General features: G+C 62.5%; 15 protein-coding genes. 3 read left to right on the top strand and 12 right to left on the bottom strand.

The genetic code is table 11. The features are described from left to right. Positions 1-60 precede the first annotated feature (60 nt). From uvrA to ACWFVE_RS00645, 3 genes are all read left to right on the top strand, one after another. A complete protein-coding gene (uvrA, locus tag ACWFVE_RS00655) occupies positions 61-2,889 on the top strand; it encodes an excinuclease ABC subunit UvrA (protein WP_447527381.1) in 2,829 nt (942 codons plus the stop codon). Between the two features lie 114 nt (positions 2,890-3,003). Then, complete coding sequence (locus ACWFVE_RS00650; RefSeq protein ID WP_447527380.1) at positions 3,004-3,747, top strand: Crp/Fnr family transcriptional regulator; 744 nt, start codon at positions 3,004-3,006, stop codon at positions 3,745-3,747. A gap of 46 nt (positions 3,748-3,793) precedes the next feature. After that, entirely contained in the window at positions 3,794-4,339 is a 546-nt protein-coding gene (locus tag ACWFVE_RS00645; protein WP_447527379.1) for a hypothetical protein, read from the top strand. Here ACWFVE_RS00645 and ACWFVE_RS00640 read toward each other — a convergent pair. From ACWFVE_RS00640 to ACWFVE_RS00585, 12 genes are all read right to left on the bottom strand, one after another. After that, complete coding sequence (locus ACWFVE_RS00640; protein ID WP_447527378.1) at positions 4,336-5,004, bottom strand: OmpA/MotB family protein; 669 nt, start codon at positions 5,002-5,004, stop codon at positions 4,336-4,338. The genes ACWFVE_RS00645 and ACWFVE_RS00640 overlap by 4 nt on opposite strands. A gap of 4 nt (positions 5,005-5,008) precedes the next feature. Beyond that, positions 5,009-5,824, bottom strand: coding sequence for a motility protein A (locus ACWFVE_RS00635; RefSeq protein WP_447527377.1), 816 nt, complete (start codon positions 5,822-5,824; stop codon positions 5,009-5,011). A 40-nt stretch (positions 5,825-5,864) separates the two neighbouring features. After that, a complete protein-coding gene (locus ACWFVE_RS00630; RefSeq protein ID WP_447527376.1) occupies positions 5,865-6,563 on the bottom strand; it encodes an RNA polymerase sigma factor FliA in 699 nt (232 codons plus the stop codon). Between the two features lie 26 nt (positions 6,564-6,589). Next, entirely contained in the window at positions 6,590-7,012 is a 423-nt protein-coding gene (locus tag ACWFVE_RS00625) for a flagellar protein FlhE (protein ID WP_447527375.1), read from the bottom strand. 6 nt (positions 7,013-7,018) lie between these two features. Further along, positions 7,019-7,570, bottom strand: coding sequence for a hypothetical protein (locus ACWFVE_RS00620; RefSeq protein ID WP_447527374.1), 552 nt, complete (start codon positions 7,568-7,570; stop codon positions 7,019-7,021). Then, the gene (flhF, locus tag ACWFVE_RS00615; protein WP_447527373.1) at positions 7,567-9,759 is read right to left on the bottom strand and encodes a flagellar biosynthesis protein FlhF; all 2,193 of its coding nucleotides are present in this window, start codon (positions 9,757-9,759) and stop codon (positions 7,567-7,569) included. The genes ACWFVE_RS00620 and flhF overlap by 4 nt, the downstream gene beginning before the upstream one ends. 58 nt (positions 9,760-9,817) lie before the next feature. Next, positions 9,818-11,896 carry a flagellar biosynthesis protein FlhA gene (gene flhA, locus ACWFVE_RS00610; protein WP_447527372.1) on the bottom strand — a complete coding sequence of 693 codons (2,079 nt, stop codon included), beginning with the start codon at positions 11,894-11,896 and terminating at the stop codon, positions 9,818-9,820. Next, the gene (gene flhB, locus ACWFVE_RS00605; protein ID WP_447527371.1) at positions 11,893-13,059 is read right to left on the bottom strand and encodes a flagellar biosynthesis protein FlhB; all 1,167 of its coding nucleotides are present in this window, start codon (positions 13,057-13,059) and stop codon (positions 11,893-11,895) included. Before flhB ends, flhA begins: the two co-directional genes overlap by 4 nt. A gap of 115 nt (positions 13,060-13,174) precedes the next feature. Then, complete coding sequence (gene cheZ, locus ACWFVE_RS00600) at positions 13,175-13,870, bottom strand: protein phosphatase CheZ (protein ID WP_447527370.1); 696 nt, start codon at positions 13,868-13,870, stop codon at positions 13,175-13,177. A gap of 39 nt (positions 13,871-13,909) precedes the next feature. Next, entirely contained in the window at positions 13,910-14,299 is a 390-nt protein-coding gene (gene cheY, locus ACWFVE_RS00595; protein ID WP_074397932.1) for a chemotaxis response regulator CheY, read from the bottom strand. A gap of 58 nt (positions 14,300-14,357) precedes the next feature. Beyond that, positions 14,358-16,070 carry a methyl-accepting chemotaxis protein gene (locus ACWFVE_RS00590; protein ID WP_447527369.1) on the bottom strand — a complete coding sequence of 571 codons (1,713 nt, stop codon included), beginning with the start codon at positions 16,068-16,070 and terminating at the stop codon, positions 14,358-14,360. 35 nt (positions 16,071-16,105) lie between these two features. Then, complete coding sequence (locus tag ACWFVE_RS00585) at positions 16,106-17,164, bottom strand: protein-glutamate methylesterase/protein-glutamine glutaminase (RefSeq protein ID WP_447527368.1); 1,059 nt, start codon at positions 17,162-17,164, stop codon at positions 16,106-16,108. Positions 17,165-17,195 lie beyond the last annotated feature (31 nt).

Below are 17,195 nucleotides of genomic sequence, written 5' to 3'. Positions count from 1 at the left end.
TTGCCGTAATGGGACCGGCAAACGTATAATCACGCTTTTGCCACGCGATTCGAGGTGTTGATGGACAGCATTCTGGTCAGAGGTGCACGCACTCACAACCTCAAGCAGATCGATGTGGAGCTGCCGCGCAATAAGCTGATTGTGATTACGGGCCTTTCGGGGTCGGGCAAATCGTCGCTGGCGTTCGACACGCTGTACGCCGAAGGGCAGCGGCGCTACGTAGAGTCGCTCTCTACCTACGCGCGTCAGTTTCTTTCCATGATGGAAAAGCCCGATGTGGATCATATCGAAGGGCTTTCGCCGGCGATCTCCATCGAGCAGAAATCGACCTCCCACAACCCTCGCTCGACGGTCGGCACGATTACCGAGATCTACGATTACCTGCGCCTGCTGTTCGCCCGCGCCGGTACGCCGCGTTGCCCGGAACACGGCGAAGACCTGGAAGCCCAGACCATCTCGCAGATGGTCGACCAGGCCATGAATCTGGAGGAAGGCACCCGGCTGATGCTGCTCGCCCCGGTAGTCAAGGGCCGCAAGGGCGAGCACCTGCAGCTTCTGGCCGAGCTTCGCGCCCAGGGCTTCGTGCGCGTGTTGATCGACGGCCAGGTGCTGGAGCTTGACGACATCGCCCCGCTCGACAAACGCAAGAAGCACGACATCAGCGTCGTGGTAGACCGCTTCAAGGTGCGCGACGATATCGCCCAGCGGCTGGCGGAGTCCTTCGAGACGGCGCTGAATTTGGCCGACGGTACGGCGATGATCCATTTCATGGATAGCGAGCGTGAGGACATGGCGTTCTCCTCGCGCTTTGCGTGTCCGGTGTGCGGCTACTCGCTCGCCGAGCTCGAGCCGCGGATGTTCTCGTTCAACAACCCCGCCGGCGCCTGCCCCACCTGCGACGGCCTGGGGATCCAGCAGTACTTCGACCCGGAAAAGCTGATTAGCCACGACGAGCTGTCCCTGGCCGAAGGGGTGATCAAGGGCTGGGACCGGCGCAACATCTACTACTTCACCCAGCTCCAGGCGCTGGCCAAGCACTATGATTTCGAGCTCGAAACGCCCTGGAACGCGCTCTCGAAGCACCAGCGTGATGTGATTCTCAACGGTAGCGGCAACGAGTCCGTGCCGTTTAGCTACGTCAGCGACCGCGGCCGCAAGGTGACCCGCGAACACGCCTTCGAGGGCGTGCTGCCCAACATGCAGCGCCGCTACCGCGAAACCGAGTCCAACATGGTGCGCGACGACCTGGCCAAGTACATCGCCATGAAGCCCTGTACCTCGTGCAACGGTACGCGCCTGCGCCGCGAGTCACGCCACGTCTTCGTCGACGATCACAATATCGCCGACATCGTACGCACGCCGATTGGCGAGGCCTGGGATTATTTTGCCAACCTGGCGCTGCCCGGGCGCAAGGGCGAAATCGCCGAGAAGATCGTCAACGAGATCCACTCGCGGCTCGAGTTTTTGGTCAACGTGGGCCTCGATTACCTGAATCTCGAGCGCAGCGCCGATACGCTCTCCGGCGGTGAAGCCCAGCGGATTCGCTTGGCGAGCCAAATCGGCGCGGGGCTTGTCGGCGTGATGTACATTCTCGATGAACCCTCCATCGGCCTTCATCAGCGCGACAACGACCGGCTGCTGAAAACCCTGGAACGGCTGCGCGATTTAGGCAACACGGTGATCGTGGTCGAGCACGACGAGGACGCCATTCGCGCCGCCGATCACGTGCTGGACATCGGCCCCGGCGCCGGGGTCCACGGCGGCGAAATCGTCGCCCAGGGCACGCCGCAAGACATCATGGACAACAAGGACTCGCTGACCGGCCAGTACCTGTGCGGCACCCGCGAAATCGCGATACCGCCCTACCGCATTCCCGGCAACCCGGAAAAGCAGCTGGTGCTACGCGGGGCAACCGGCAACAACCTGCAAAACGTGACGCTGACACTGCCGCTGGGGCTTTTCATCGCCATTACCGGGGTGTCCGGGTCGGGCAAGTCGACGTTGATCAACGGCACGCTGATGCCGATCGCCGCCCGGGATTTGAACCGTGCCTCGACGCTGACCCCAGCGCCTTATGCAGCCATCGAAGGGCTCGATCAGCTCGACAAGGTCATCGATATCGACCAGAGCCCGATCGGGCGCACGCCGCGCTCCAACCCGGCCACCTACACCGGGATCTTTACGCCGATTCGCGAATTGTTCGCCGGCACCCAGGAGGCGCGCTCGCGAGGCTACAAGCCCGGCCGATTCAGCTTCAACGTCAAGGGCGGGCGCTGCGAGGCGTGCCAGGGCGAGGGCATGATCAAGGTAGAAATGCACTTTCTGCCGGATATCTACGTACCCTGCGACGTGTGCAAGGGTAAGCGCTACAATCGCGAAACCCTGGATATTCACTACAAAGGCAAGAACATTCACGACGTGCTGGAGATGACCGTCGAAGAAGGGCTCGCGTTTTTCAGCCCCGTACCGGCCATTGCGCGGCGCCTGCAGACGCTGTTGGACGTCGGCCTCTCCTATATTCGCTTGGGGCAAAGCGCGACTACGCTCTCCGGCGGCGAGGCCCAGCGGGTCAAGCTCGCCCGCGAGCTTGCCAAGCGCGACACCGGCCAGACGCTCTATATTCTCGATGAGCCCACCACCGGGCTACACTTCGAGGATATTCGCCAGCTTCTGACGGTGCTTCATCGCCTGCGCGACCACGGCAATACCATCGTGGTCATCGAGCACAACCTGGATGTGATCAAAACCGCGGACTGGGTCGTCGATCTCGGCCCGGAAGGCGGCTCCGGCGGCGGGCGCATCATTGGCGAAGGCACGCCGGAACAGCTTGTGAAGAAAAAAGGCTCCCATACCGGCGAGTTTTTGGGACCGCTTTTAAAAAAGAAATAGTCAGAGTACTACTCGCACGTCAAAGGCCAGCGTTGCGCTGGCCTTTAAAGGTCGGTTAAACCCATGGCCACCAGCTTGTCGAGCGTATGCTACCCAAAAGAGGAGAAACCGATCATGGGGCAGGAAAAAAGCTGTATTGTCCGCCATTTCAATCACTTCTATTCGCTTTCAGAAGAGGAAGAGAAGCTGCTCGACTCGCTGGAGGAGAGCCCGATGGATCAAAAAGCGGGGTCGCTCCTATGGGAAATGAAAGACCCGGCGAACGAGTTCTGTACGCTGCGTAGCGGCTGGGCGTACTCCTATCGCCACCTGGAAAACGGCGACCGGCATATTCTGGAAGTGTTCCTGCCTGGCGATATCATCGGCCTGCGCGAGTTCGCCTTCTCGAAACGCCTGGAAAACGTGCGCTTTATCACCGACAGCGTGGTGTGCCGCTTTCCCCACAAGCGGATGATCGATATTTTCAATGATTCGCTGCCATTGACCTCGGTGATGTTCGCCATCAGCAGCCGCCAGCAGGCGCTTTTGACCGAGCGGCTGGTGAATTTGGCACGGCGCACCGCGCGTCAGAAAATGGCTCACTTTCTACATGAAATGTACGTTCGCCTGAGCCAGACCAACACAGGCCTTACCGGCCAGTTCCGTCTGCCGCTCTCCCAGGAGCAGTTGGCCGACGTACTCGGTCTTAGCCCGGTACACGTCAGCCGTACCTTCACGGCGCTCAGCGAGGATGGCCTGGTGTATCGTGACCGTCACCACGTCAATATTCCCGACATGGCGGCGCTGGCCGCGGAAGGCGAGTTCGACGATTGCTACTTAAACGACAGCGTAAGGCCCCTGCTCGGCCAGTCCGAGTGATTCGGTTACGCCTTTTTACCCTGCTCAACGTTTGGCCTTTTACATCATGACCACTCGCTTACTTGTTTCTTTCGCGCTGGGCGCGGCCGGGCTTTCGTTTTTCAGTGCGGCGCTGGCCGAGCGCTACCCGATAAGCCAGGAGGCCATTTTTGACGCCTGGCAAGCCATGACCCTCGAGGCCGAGGACAAGCGCCATTTCCGCGCCGTCGAGACGCAAAGCTACTCGGACGCTACACTGAGCGTGAACGCCACCGAAGGCATCTGCCACCTGCCCTGGCTCGAGATGCGCGTCACCCTGGAACAGACGCAAACCGAAAGCCGCGCGGTGAACCTGGTACCGGCCCGGCTGCGCGTCGACCAGGCGTCGCTGATCGACACCATGGCGGAGTTTATCGTCGAGGAGGGGGATGACGGCTTCTATAGCCACTTCTACCTGGGCGAGCTCGATGCGCTGCTCGGCCAAATGAGCGACGGCGAGCAGCTTTATATCGGTTTCGAGCAGGGCGACGAACCGCCCTGGACCATGACGTTCAGTTTGGCGGGCGCCGGCGAGGCGATTCGCGAGACGCAGCGCCGCTGCGCCAGCGCCTAACGCGAGGCCGGCGCCGCGGCGTTAGGCGGCCGGCGCAGTACGAACTCGACGCGCCGGTTGGCGGCGCGCCCGCTTACGGTGTCGTTCGCCTCGAGCGGGCGCGTATCGGCGTAGCCAACGGCGCGCAGGCGTTCCCGCGCCACGCCTTCCTCTTCCAGGTGGCGCACCACGGCAATCGCCCGCCCCGTCGAAAGCTCCCAGTTGGAGGCAAACGAGGCGGTGGCGATCGGCACGTTGTCGGTGTGCCCCTCCACTGATATCTCGCCATCGAAGGTGTCGATGACCTCGCCAAGGCTTTCCAGCACCTCTTCACCTTGAGCGGTTAGCCGCGCCGCGCCGCTGTCGAACAGCAAGCTATCGTCGATGCGCAGGGTAATGCCTTCGCGCCCCTCGGAGACGCTCACGCCTTGAATATCGAGGCTGTCCATCGCCGGGCTCAGCCCGCTGTGGAGCGGTTGAAGCCCCGAAGAGAGCGGCTGGATACCCGAGGTCGTGGGCGTGCCGGCGGCTTCGTCGCCGGTGCCCGCCGGGGTGAGCGCCAACAGCAGCACGAACAGCGTGATCAACAGCGTCAATACGTCCAGGTAGCTGGTCAGCCACCCATCTTCACTGTCGCCATCCCCGGTGAATGGCGATTCCAGTGCGTGGCGGGCTTCGCGGTTCATCGCCCTACCCCTTGGCAGGCGCGTCGTTCTCGGCGCGCGGCTTCACGTTGGCATCACGAATCTCGTCGTTGTAGTTGGCCACGAAGGAGTTCAACGTCTCTTCGATGAACGACGGCAAGCGGCGCTTGGTGATCAGCGAGATACCCTCGAGCACCATGTTCATGGTGATCAAGCGCTCTTCGGTGCGCCGCTCGAGCTTCACCGCCACCGGTTTGAAGACCAGGTTGGCAAGCAAGATACCGTAGAAGGTCGTGAGCAGCGCCACCGCCATGCGCGGGCCGATCACCTCCAAGTCACCGGCGTCCATGACCTCCAGCATATTAACCAGCCCCACGAGAGTGCCGATCATGCCAAAGGCCGGGGCGTAGGTCGCCATGGTGCGAAAGATCTGCGCCTCGGCGTGCTCGCGTGCCTTGAGCCGGGCGATACGCCAGCGCAGCATGTCGAAGATTTCATCTTCCTTGGTGTTGGCGATCACCAGCTGAATGCCGGTGCGCAGAAACGGGTTGCGCGTGTGTTCGAGCTCGCGCTCCACCGCCCGTACGTCGCCCTTGAACCAGAGCCGCGACATGGACACCAGCTCGTTGATATCGTCGCGCACGTAGGTGTTCTCGCGGCGAAATACCAGCCCCACCAAGCGTACCACCCGCAGTACCTCCTTGAGCGGGTAGCTGATGAAGGTCGCCGCCAGGGTGCCGGTCACCACGATGGCAAGCCCGGGCAAGTTGAGAAAGCTCTCCGGGGATTCCGCGGTGAAAAACAGCACGCTAACCAGTAGCAGAATACTGGCAAATATACCGATCAAGGTAGAGGGGTTCATCGACGGCTCCTCGCCGGTTGGGTTTAACGGTTAAAATGCGTCAATCTGGCTCGTGCAGCCGCGCGCGCAGACGGCTAATGGCCTGGCTGTGCAGCTGTGAAACACGCGATTCGGTCACCCCCAGTACTGCGCCCACCTCTTTCAGGTTGAGCTCCTCCTGGTAGTAAAGCGCCATCAGGAGCTTTTCCCGCTCGGGCAGCGCTTCGATCGCTGCGATCAGGGTTTCGCGCTGCTGGCCATCCAAAAGCTCCTCAAAAGGCGCATTCAGCGCCTCCTGAGCGGGTTCCCCGCCCTCTTCCAGAAGCTCCTCGAAGGGCAGCAGGTGGCCGCTGTTGGCGTCGTTGAGCAGTTGGTGATACTCGCCAAGCGGCATGTCCAGATGCCGGGCGATCTCGCCCTCCTCCGGTGCCCGGCCCAGGTTCTGTTCGAGATGGCGAACCGCCTCGTCCATGGCCCGGGCCGAGCGCCGCACGCTGCGCGGCAGCCAATCCCGGGTGCGCAGCTCATCGACCATCGCCCCGCGTATCCGCTGACTGGCAAAGGTGGCGAAGCTCGCCCCCTGGGAGGCGTCAAAGCGCCCAAGCGCCTCCAATAGGCCGACCATGCCGGCCTGAATCAGATCATCGAGTTCGATGCTCGCCGGCAGGCGGACCTGCAGCGCCAGCGCCTGGCGGCGCACCAGCGGCATGTGCTGAGTGACCATTTCGCTGTGTTGAATTCTGCCTTGTGCTGTATACATCCTCGTGCCTCGTGGCTATACACTCGTCACTGGTAGTTCACAATCACGTGAAGCCCTTTTACCCGCATCGGCCGCTGCCCGCGCCCCAACGCGAAGCGAAACGCCAGCGGCGCATCGGCGGAAAGCCCGGCCAACCCGGTTTCGCTTCCGCGCTGGCCGCTGAGCTCGACGCAGCGCTCGGGGTGGCAAAGCCAGGCCTGCAGCGCGGCGCCGAACGGTGCCTCATACCCCCAGTGAACGCGTTCGATGCGCCCCTGGGCGATCTCCGCTACCGGCGGCGGCGCCAAAACCTGGCTGCTGACCGCCCGGTCGCTCATGGCCACCATCATACCGGTGACCTCCTTACTCCAGCTGCCGGTGCCCGCCTGAGCGGTCAACGCCAAGCTCGACCCCATCGCCATCAGTAGCGCGACGCCTTGAAGACTCTTTTTCAGAAAACGCTTTTTCATTGTGGCCTACCGCGCTAGTAGCAGCAGTTCGATATTCAGATAATTCGCCGCCGCCTTCTGCAAATTGTCTAAAAGCCCTTCGCGGGGCAAGCCGGGCTCGTGCAGCGCCAGTAGCTGGCGGGGCCCCTGGTTGTCGTTGAGCTGGCGCAGCGTGCGATACATGCTCGCGAAGGCGTCCGCGTCGCTGCGCACCCAAAGCGCCCAGCGTGAATAGCGCTCGCAAAGCGCCTCCAACGGCTCGCTGGCATCCACCGGGATGACCTCCCAGCTTTCCGGGGTCGCCGCCCAGCGCCGGCCAAGCTCGGCCCACTCGCCAAGGCGCTCTTTGACCGGGGCGACGCTTTTCGTCGGCAGCCCCACCACCGCCAGCGGCGTCTTGACCACCGGCGGGGTGGCTTCGCTTGCCGGCGGGGTGGCCTGGGTGTCCACGTCGGGCTCGGCGTACTCGCTGCCAGCCTGCTTTGCTGGTGTCTCGTCGATGGCGGCCTGCTGCGCCCGCTCTTCGTTGCGCAGGCTCGCCCACTGGCGCAGCCCCGAGGCCTGGTCGCCGCCGCTCATGCCAAGGCCTCGCGGCTGACGCTACCCAGCTGACGGATGGCGTCCCGGGTCATCAACATATGCATCAGCGCGTCGAGTAGCGCGGTATCGCGGCGCTTGCGAGTCGTTTTGGAGAGGCGCATCACGTCCTGGCGCAGCGTTTGCGCGGCCTCGTCCTGGGCGTTGTCCAGGTGCGTGGCGGCCGCGGCGGCACCGCTGGCCATCAAAAGGCGCAGCTGGGCGCTAACCTCGCCGCCATCGGCTTCCTTGAGCGCGCGCCAGGCTCGCTTGGTCAATATAGCGGCGGCTTCGCTTTGCAGCTGAGTGACCAGCAGCGATAGCACCTCGGCCCCCAGCCGCGCCGGGGTGAGCCAGTAGCGCTTGGCCACGCGCTTGGCGCTTTCCGGGTCGCGCAGCTCGCCGTACCAGGCGAGAAAATGCCGCCCGGCCTGGTCGGTGACCTCGGCGTGGGCATTCCATAGCTGTAGCGGCTGACCGCGAAAGCGCACGTTGACCCGATGCGAGAGTTCGCTTTCGCCAAACAGGGCCGTCAACGCGTAGCGCTCGCCCTGCCAGTATATCCGCTGAGCGCCGGTCACCTGGCTGACCCAGGTCAAACGCTCGCTTTCCAGCGCGTCCAGGGTCTCGCCCTCGGCAAGGGTCGGCAGCAGATGGACCGCCGCCTGGCGCTGGGCGTCGATACGGGCCTGCCAGCCAGCGGGCTGGCGGTGCTGTAAAAGCGTTAGCGCACAAAGCTGGCCGTCGGCGTCGAGGCTCAGATCCGGCATCGACCACTCCATGCCACGCTCGTTGCGCCGCGGTGACCAGACGATGCCCAGCGCATTCTGCTCGCAAGCCTGGTCAGCAAGTGCCGCCAGGCGCTGGTCGTGCAGTACGCCAGGCAGCGCGCCGATATCCCATACCGCTTCGAGCAGCGCGAACCCGGCCACCCGCTCACGCAGCTGCGCGAGCAGCAGACTCAGCCGGCGCCCCTGGCCCAGCACGTCCTGGGACCAGCGCGGTGCCAGCGGCGCGTTCGGCCACGGCGGGCGGTCCGGCGCGGCGTCGGTATGGCCTGCCAGCGCCTGCTCGACCAGCGCGGCCGGGTCGGCCAGCGCCATATCCTCGGGCACCTGCTGGCCGTTGGAGGAGAACAGCACGCGCAGCCCAAAGCGCATGACGATATCCAGAAGCGGCGCCAAACGCCCCGCTTCGTCCTGTTTGGTAATAATACACTCGTCGAGCTCGGCGCCTGCCGCCCGCGCAGCCTGGCGGTAGCGAAGCACCACCTCTTCCAGGGTTTCGGGTTGGCTGGCGGCGTTGAGCACCAGCACCAGACGCACCCGGGATTCGCCGCCCTGGAGCTGGCCGATCTGCTCGATGACACGCTGATCACGCTGGCTCATGCCCACGGTGTCGATGATCACCCACTGCTTGCCGCCTAACCGCCCCAGCAGGTTGTCGATGGGCTGTTCGTGATCGAGGGCGTACATCGGCGTATCGAGCAGGCGCGCATAAATGCGTAGCTGTTCGTGGGCGCCGATCCGGAAGCTATCGGTGGTGACCAGCGCGACCGGCCGGGTGCCGTGGCGCATGACAAAGCGCGCGGCAAGCTTGGCGGTGGTGGTGGTCTTGCCAACGCCGGTGGGCCCCACCAGCGCCACGATACCGGTTTGGTCGAAAAAGTCCGCCTCGCTCTGAAGCACGGAAAGCCGCGCTATCAGTTGGCGGTGCAGCCAGTCGAGCAACCGCTCATCCTGAAGTTCCAGCGCGCTGAGGGAGTCGGGCAGTGCCGCGCCGATCTCTTCGGCAAGCTCGCTGCCAAAGCCCGCGCGGGTCAAAAGCGTGGTCACCGTGGCACCGCCGGTGGGCGGCGCACCCTTGGCGTCGCCGGTTTGCGATCGGGCCAACAGGGCACGCATGTCCTGCATTTCGCGCAGCAGGCGCTCGCTGACTTCCTCGAACGGGTGCGCGTGGCTCGCCTGGGCCGGCGCAGGCTGGGCGGCCAGGAGTGTTGGCGCGCTTTCATCCATGCCCACCGCTTCGAGCGGCGTGGCCTGCTCGAGCGCGGCCTCTTCGGCCATGGCCAAAATCTCGACGCCCGTGTCCGTGCGCCGATTGGCGACGATCAGCGCCTCGTCGCCCAGCGCCTGGCGCACCTGGCGCATGACATCCCGGCTGTTAGCGCCGACAAAGCGTTTTACGCTCATGGGTTAACCTCCAGGTTTTCCAAAGCGGGGTTCTGCAAAGCGCCCAACGCAGCACGCATCACCGGCCACCTACCAGCGTGGTGATTTTAAGCGTACGGTCGTCGGGAATTTCCGCTTGAGACATGACGACCAAATGGCGCAGCCGCCGGCGCAAGAAGCGCGCCACAATAGCGCGAAGTGAGTGCTGCACCACCAGTACCGGCGGCTCGCCGCTGGCCTCCTGGCGCTCCAGCGCCTGCTGCGCCTGGTTCATCAGCGTGTCGGCAAGCCCGGGCTCCATCGCACCGTTGCCGTTCATCGCTTGAATCAGGACCTGTTCGAGCTGGGCATCGAGGCCGATCACGTTCAGCGTCTCTTGGCCTGCAAACCACTGCTGAGTAATCGCCCGGCCAAGGCCGATACGCACCAGCGCCGTCAACTCACCCGGGTCCTTCTGCTGGCCGGCGTGCTCGGCCAGCGTATCCAAAATGGTACGTATATCGCGAATCGAGACGTCCTCTTCGAGCAGATTTTGTAAAATCCGCTGAAGCACGGTCAGCGTAATCGCCTTGGGCACGACCTCTTCTACCAGGGATTTCTGATCGTCGCCCAGCTTGTCGAGCAGCTTCTGCACTTCCTGGCGGCCCAGCATCTCCGGCGAGTGGCGGTGCAGCAGGTGGTTCAAGTGGGTGGCGATCACGGTACTGGCGTCTACTACCGTGTAGCCAAATACCTGGGCGTGCTCGCGCTGGTTGGCATCGATCCACACCGCTGGCAGACCGAATGCCGGGTCCTGGGTGGGCGTGCCGGAAAGCTCGCCGGTGACCTGGCCCGGGTCGATCGCCAGCCATTTGCCCGGCTGGGCGTCGGCCCGGCCGATCTCCGCGCCCTTTAGCGAGAGCACGTAGGTGTTCGAGGAGAGCTCCAGGTTGTCGCGGATATGCACCACCGGCGGCAGAAAGCCGACGTCCTGGGCAAACTTCTTGCGCACGCTTTTAATGCGCGCCAAAAGCTCGCCTTTCTGGCGCGAATCCACCAGCGGAATCAGCCGGTGGCCCACTTCGAGCCCCAGGGTATCCACCAGTTGCACGTCCTCCCAGCTCGCCTCCGGGGTTTCCTGCACCGCTGGTGGGGCCTCCTTGAGATCCTCGGTGACCAGCGCTTTCTCCTGCATACGCGTCAAAAGCCAGGCAAGCCCACCGAGCATCCCGGTAAAGATCAGAAAGACCAGGTTGGGCATACCCGGCACCATGCCTAAAAGCCCCATCACCGCCGCGGCCAGAATCATCACTTGGGGGTTGACGAAAAGCTGGCTGATCATCTGCTGGCCCACGTCCTGCTCGGTGTTGACGCGAGACACGGTGACACCGGCGGCGGTGGAGATTACCAACGCCGGAATCTGGGCGACCAGGCCGTCGCCGATGGTAAGCAGTGTGTAGGTGCGCGCGGCGTCGCCAAAGCCCATGCCATGCTGCATCATACCGATCAACAGCCCGCCGATGACGTTGACCACCATGATGACCAGACCCGCCATGGCATCGCCGCGCACGAACTTGCTGGCGCCGTCCATGGAGCCGTAGAAATCGGCTTCCTGGGCGACTTCCGAGCGGCGCTTTTTGGCATCCTCTTCGCCGATCAAACCAGCGTTCAAATCGGCATCGATCGCCATCTGTTTACCGGGCATGGCGTCCAGGGTGAAGCGCGCGCCGACCTCGGCGATACGCCCGGCGCCCTTGGTGATGACCATGAAGTTGATGATGACCAGAATCAAAAACACCACCATACCGACCGCGAAGTTGCCGCCGACCAAAAAGGTACCGAACGCTTCGATGACCTTTCCCGCCGAGGCACCGCCCTGATGACCCTCCATGAGGACCACCCGGGTCGAGGCGACGTTGAGGGACAGGCGCAGAAGCGTTGTGAACAGAAGCACCGCCGGGAAAGCGGCGAAGTCTAGCGGCTTCGAGGCAAACATGCTGACCAGAAGCACCATGATGGCCAGCGCAATGTTGAAGGTAAACAGCATATCCAGCGCGAACGGCGGCAGCGGCAGGATCATCATGCCAAGGATCATGAGGATCAGAAGCGGGCCGGCCAGCAGCTTCATGGGCACACTGCCAAACGGGTTGCGCTGACTGATTAATTGGCCAATGTTCATGAACGTGCCTCAAAAGCCCCGGGGCCACGGTTGGGATGCGTCATTTCGTCGGGAACCGGTAAATGTTCAGGGGTCGGGGGCGTTTCGCCCCCTTCTTGCGCCACGCTTTTCAAACGGTACGCCCAGGCCATGACCTCGGCCACGGCGGTGTAGAGTTCTGCCGGTACTTCGCCATCCAGATCCACGTGGTGATAAAGCGCCCGGGCCAGCGGCGCGGCTTCAAGACGTGGTACCTTCGCTTCAAGCGCCAGCTCGCGAATGCGCGCGGCCACCGCGTCGGCGCCTTTCGCCACGACGCGCGGCGCGCCCATCTTGCCTTCCTGGTAGGAAAGCGCCACCGCGTAGTGCGTGGGGTTGGTGATGATCACGTCTGCCTCGGGCACTTTACTCATCATGCGCCCCCGGGCCATGGCCTGCTGCTGCTGACGGATACGCCCTTTGACATGCGGGTCGCCCTCGGACTCCTTGTGCTCGCGCTTGATCTCTTCCTGGCTCATGCGCAGCTTCTTGGCGTTACTCCAGAGCTGAAAGGGCACGTCGATCAAAATCACCACGACCAGCGATAAGATCGCCAGCGCCGCCGCCAATGCCGCCATGTTCAGGGCATCCGCCAGCGCCTGTTGAATCGGCTGGTCGGGCAGGCCCAAAAATCGGTCGATATTGACGTAGATGAACGCGCCGGAGATGCTGCCGACCAGGACCGATTTGGCGATCGCCTTGGCAAGTTCGATGAGCGCCTGACTCGAGAAGATGCGCTTGACGCCGCTGATCGGATTGAGTTTCGAGAATTTCGGCTTCATGGCTTTGGCGGATACCAGCCAGCCGCCCAGCAGCGCCGGCGCGACCATCGCGACGACGCCGAGCAGCACGAAAAGCGGTATCAGCGAAATCAGCGTCCGCCGGCCCAGATCGAGCGCGGTGGTCAGCATGGGCATGGTATCGAAAGCCTGTCGGCGGTCGAATAAAAATGCCCGCTCCATGACCATGCCGAGCTGATCGTAAAGCATCTGCCCCATGCTCCAGAGCCCTATGACACCGGCCAGGAGCAACAGGAAGGTCGTGAGCTCGCGCGAGCGGGGGACCTGGCCCTCCTCCCGAGCTTTCTCTTTTCGTCGAGGCGTAGCCTCTTCGGTCTTTTCCTGATCGCTATCGTTGTCTGCCATCGACCATCCGGCTCATCAAAAACCGCGCACCAAAAGTCAGCCGCCCCGAAGGGCGGCTGAACAAGATACCTAGTGTGCCAGATGAGACGCGGGACAATGTCTTAATAACGCGGCATTAAAAGCCTAATTCGTCCAATAAGTCGTCCACCTGATCCTGGCCGGTGACGATATCCGGCGCGGATTCGTTGATCTGCGGGCCGTTGAGCAGCTCTTCCTTGCGCCGGGCAGTGTCGTTTTCCCACTGATCCTGAGCCTTGCGCTGCATGGTTTCCCGCGCCTCGGCGCCGGGCACGCTATCGATCAACACCTGCACCAATTGGTGTTCGATTTCGCGGATCACGTCCATCATCTTCTTGATGACCTGGCCGGTGAGATCCTGGAAATCCTGCGCCATCATGATGTCCATCAGCTCTTTATTGGTCGCGGCGGTGATCTCGGGCACGTTGTGAAGATAGGCGCGCGTCTCTTTGACCAGGTCTTTCGCCTCATCCAGCTCCTGGGGCGCTTCGAACCAGGCGTCCCAGCGCTTGTCGAGCGCGGTAGCGCGGTCGGCCAGATCATCCTGCAGCGGCTGCGCACGGTCGATCGCGTTAAGCGCCTTATCCGCGGCCTGCTCGGTCATGGTGGCAACGTAGTGCAGCCGGTCGCGCGCATCGGGAATCGCTTCCGCCGCTTTTTCGATCTCCTTGTCGAGACCCAGCTCGCGCATGTTGTCGCGCAGCATGCGGGTTAGCTTGCCGATCCGGTGTATCAACTCTTCTGCGGCTTCGTCGGGCAATTGGTTAGTGCCTGACTCCTCATTCTGACTCATGGTGCTCTCCTCGCGAGCCAGGCGCGGGCCTGGCTCACTTTATTTACCCATTTTTTCAAAGATTTTATTGAGTTTTTCTTCGAGGGTGGCGGCGGTAAACGGCTTGACCACGTAGCCATTAGCACCGGCTTGAGCCGCGGCGATGATATTTTCCTTTTTCGCCTCGGCGGTCACCATCAGGACCGGCAGCTCTTTCAGAGCATCGTCCTGGCGAATCTCCTTGAGCATCTCGAGACCGTCCAGGTTGGGCATGTTCCAGTCGGACACGACAAACTCGAAATTGCCTGCCCGCAGCTTGTTAAGCGCGTCCTGGCCGTCCTCGGCCTCATCGACGTTGGTAAAGCCAAGCTCTTTTAACAGGCTGCGTACGATGCGGCGCATGGTCGGAAAATCATCCACGACCAAAAAGCTCATGTTTTTATCGGCCATTGCTCTTTCTCCACGTATATGGCGTTAAGTGCCCCTGCGCTGTGTCAGGGGCGTTGAATTAAAAGGATTCCCACTCTTCGACCGCGCTTTCACGCTTGCCGGTTTTTTCCGCCCGCGGCGCACTTTGCTTCGCCGGGGACGCCAAAGCGGGTTTACGAGCGGCCTGCTGGCCCGCAGCGTTAGAGCCGGGAGCCGACGCGCGACTTTGCTGGCCTTCCAGCACTTTAAAGACCGCGACCGCCTGCTCGAGCCGACTTGCCTGGTCCTCGAGCGATGCCGCTGCCGCTGCCGCCTGCTGGACCAGGGCCGCGTTTTGCTGGGTGACTTCGTCCATCTGCCCTACGGCGTGGCTGACCTGTTCGATGCCGTCGCTCTGCTCCTGGGAAGCCGCGGAGATCTCGTCCATGATGTCGGCGACCCGACGAACGGCGCTGACCACGTCGGTCATGGTGGCACCAGCCTGCTCGACCAGGGTCGAGCCGCTGGCGATCTGTTTGACCGAGTCATCGATCAGCGTTTTGATCTCTTTGGCCGCGTCGGCGCTGCGGCTGGCGAGATTGCGCACCTCGCCGGCCACGACGGCGAAACCGCGGCCCTGCTCACCGGCTCTTGCGGCCTCGACCGAGGCGTTCAGCGCCAGTATGTTGGTTTGAAAGGCGATCGAGTCGATGACGCTGGTGATATCCGCCACTTTTTGCGAGCTTTGCGAAATCCCATGCATGGTCTGCACGACCTGCTCGACGACCTGGCCGCCCTGCTCGGCGGTGGACGATGCCTCACCGGCGAGCCCGCTTGCCTGACGGGCGTTATCCGCGTTCTGTTTTACGGTCGCGGTCATCTGCTCCATGCTGGCCGCCGTCTCCTCTATGGACGCGGCCTGCTGCTCGGTCCGCGAGGAGAGCTCGGTATTGCCCTGGGCGATTTCCCGCGTGCCGTGGTGAATCGAGCCGCTGCCTTCGCGTACCCGGCCAACCAGTCGGATGAGACTCTCCTGCATGGTTCCCATTGCCGCGAACAGCTGGCCAATTTCGTTATTGCTCGCCTTGGGCAGCGGTTCGGTCAAATCGGCGTCGGCAATCTTGTTGAGACGGCGCACGGCGTCGTTGAGCGGCGTCGTCACGGTACGGCGCAAACCTATATAGATCGCGGCGACGATCAGCAGCGTCACGAGTACCGCAACAATATAGAGTATGTTGAACAGATGGCGCTGGTTCTGGATATCCTCATGGATTTTGTCCACCCGCGCGAACCCGCCATCGGAAAATTCGTTAATACCTTCCACGAGCGCAAGAAGCGGCCCCCTTAGCTCCAGACGCAGCTCGTTGAATCGTTCGACATTACCCGCTTGAAGACTTGCGTACTGCTCCTTGACCAAGGGCATGAGCCGCTGATAGTTCTCGATCACGGGGCGTGCGAGCTCTTCGCCGAGAAGCGTTTTGGGAGAGGCGATGAAATTGTTGAAACGCATCTCCGTACCTTCGATGTGCCTCGCCGCTGCCGCCATCGCCGAATCGACTCTTTCGTCCTGGCCGGCCACGGAGTAACTCAAGGTCATCTCCAGTACCCGCATCGACTGGTTGAGCAGCGAATCCCCCCTATTGAGCTCGTTGAGCTGGTCGCGGCTGATCATCGTCAATACATTGACGTTTCTCTCGGTGGAGCGATCCGTCATTATGTTGAGCGCGATCAGCGCCAAGATCAGTACGCTGAAAAAGCCTAATGCCGCAATGACCGCCGTGTGAATACTCAGGTTTCGTGTGAACCGCGCCATTTAAATGATCCTTGGTATGTAACGTTTTTTCTGGTTTATACCCGCTGCGCGCGGCCCGATGCGGCGACGAGCGCCATCAAGCGCGCAGGAATATCGTCCAGCGCCAGGGTCTCCCCGGCGCCACCTACCGCAATGGCTTCCCGCGGCATACCGAAGACCACGCACGTCTGTTCGTTTTGGGCAATCGTCGGTGCGCCGGCCTGGCGCATCTCCAAAAGCCCGGCGGCGCCGTCCTTGCCCATGCCCGTCAGGATGACGCCAATAGCGTTTTTCCCGGCGTGTTTGGACGCGGAGTGAAACAGTACGTCCACCGACGGACGGTGGCGGTTGACCGGGTCGCCATCGTGCAGGCGCACCACGTAGTTGGCGCCGCTTCGCGCAAGTTCCAGGTGCTGACCGCCAGGCGCGATATAAGCATGACCGGGCAGTACTCGCTCGCCTTCCGACGCCTCCTTGACGGTGATTCGGCAAAGCCGGTCGAGGCGCTCGGCGAAGGAGTGGGTAAAGCCGCCGGGCATATGCTGGGTAATCAAAATAGCGGGGGCATTGGCCGGTAGCGGCTCGAGCACGCTGCGAATCGCTTCGGTACCGCCGGTCGAGGCGCCGATGATGATCAGCTTTTCGCTGGTGACCAGTGGCGCTTTCAGCGCCGTGGGCGCCGCGGCCGGTTTACGCGCCTGGCGGGGGCGTGAGCGGGCCGCGGCGCGAATTTTCTCGGCGATTTCGTTGGCGTACTCCATCATGCCGCTGCGTACCCCAAGGCTTGGCTTGGCGACGAAATCCAGCGCCCCGAGTTCCAGCGCGCGCAGCGTGATCTCCGAGCCGCTTTGGGTCAACGACGACACCATCAGCACCGGCATCGGACGCAGGCGCATGAGCCGGTCCAGGAAATCCAGACCGTCCATACGCGGCATCTCGACGTCCAGCGTCAGCACATCCGGGTTATGCTGCTTGATCAAATCCCGGGCGACCAGCGGGTCGGGCGCGGTGGCGACCACTTCCATATCCGGTTGCTCGTTGATGATCGTGGTTAGCAAATCGCGAATCAGCGCCGAGTCATCCACGCATAGCACTTTGATTTTGGCAGTACTCAAAGCCCGCCTCCTGTTATTGAACTCACCGGTA

This window comes from Vreelandella mediterranea, assembly GCF_970647075.1.
This window is presented reverse-complemented; position numbering and strand designations above follow the sequence as displayed.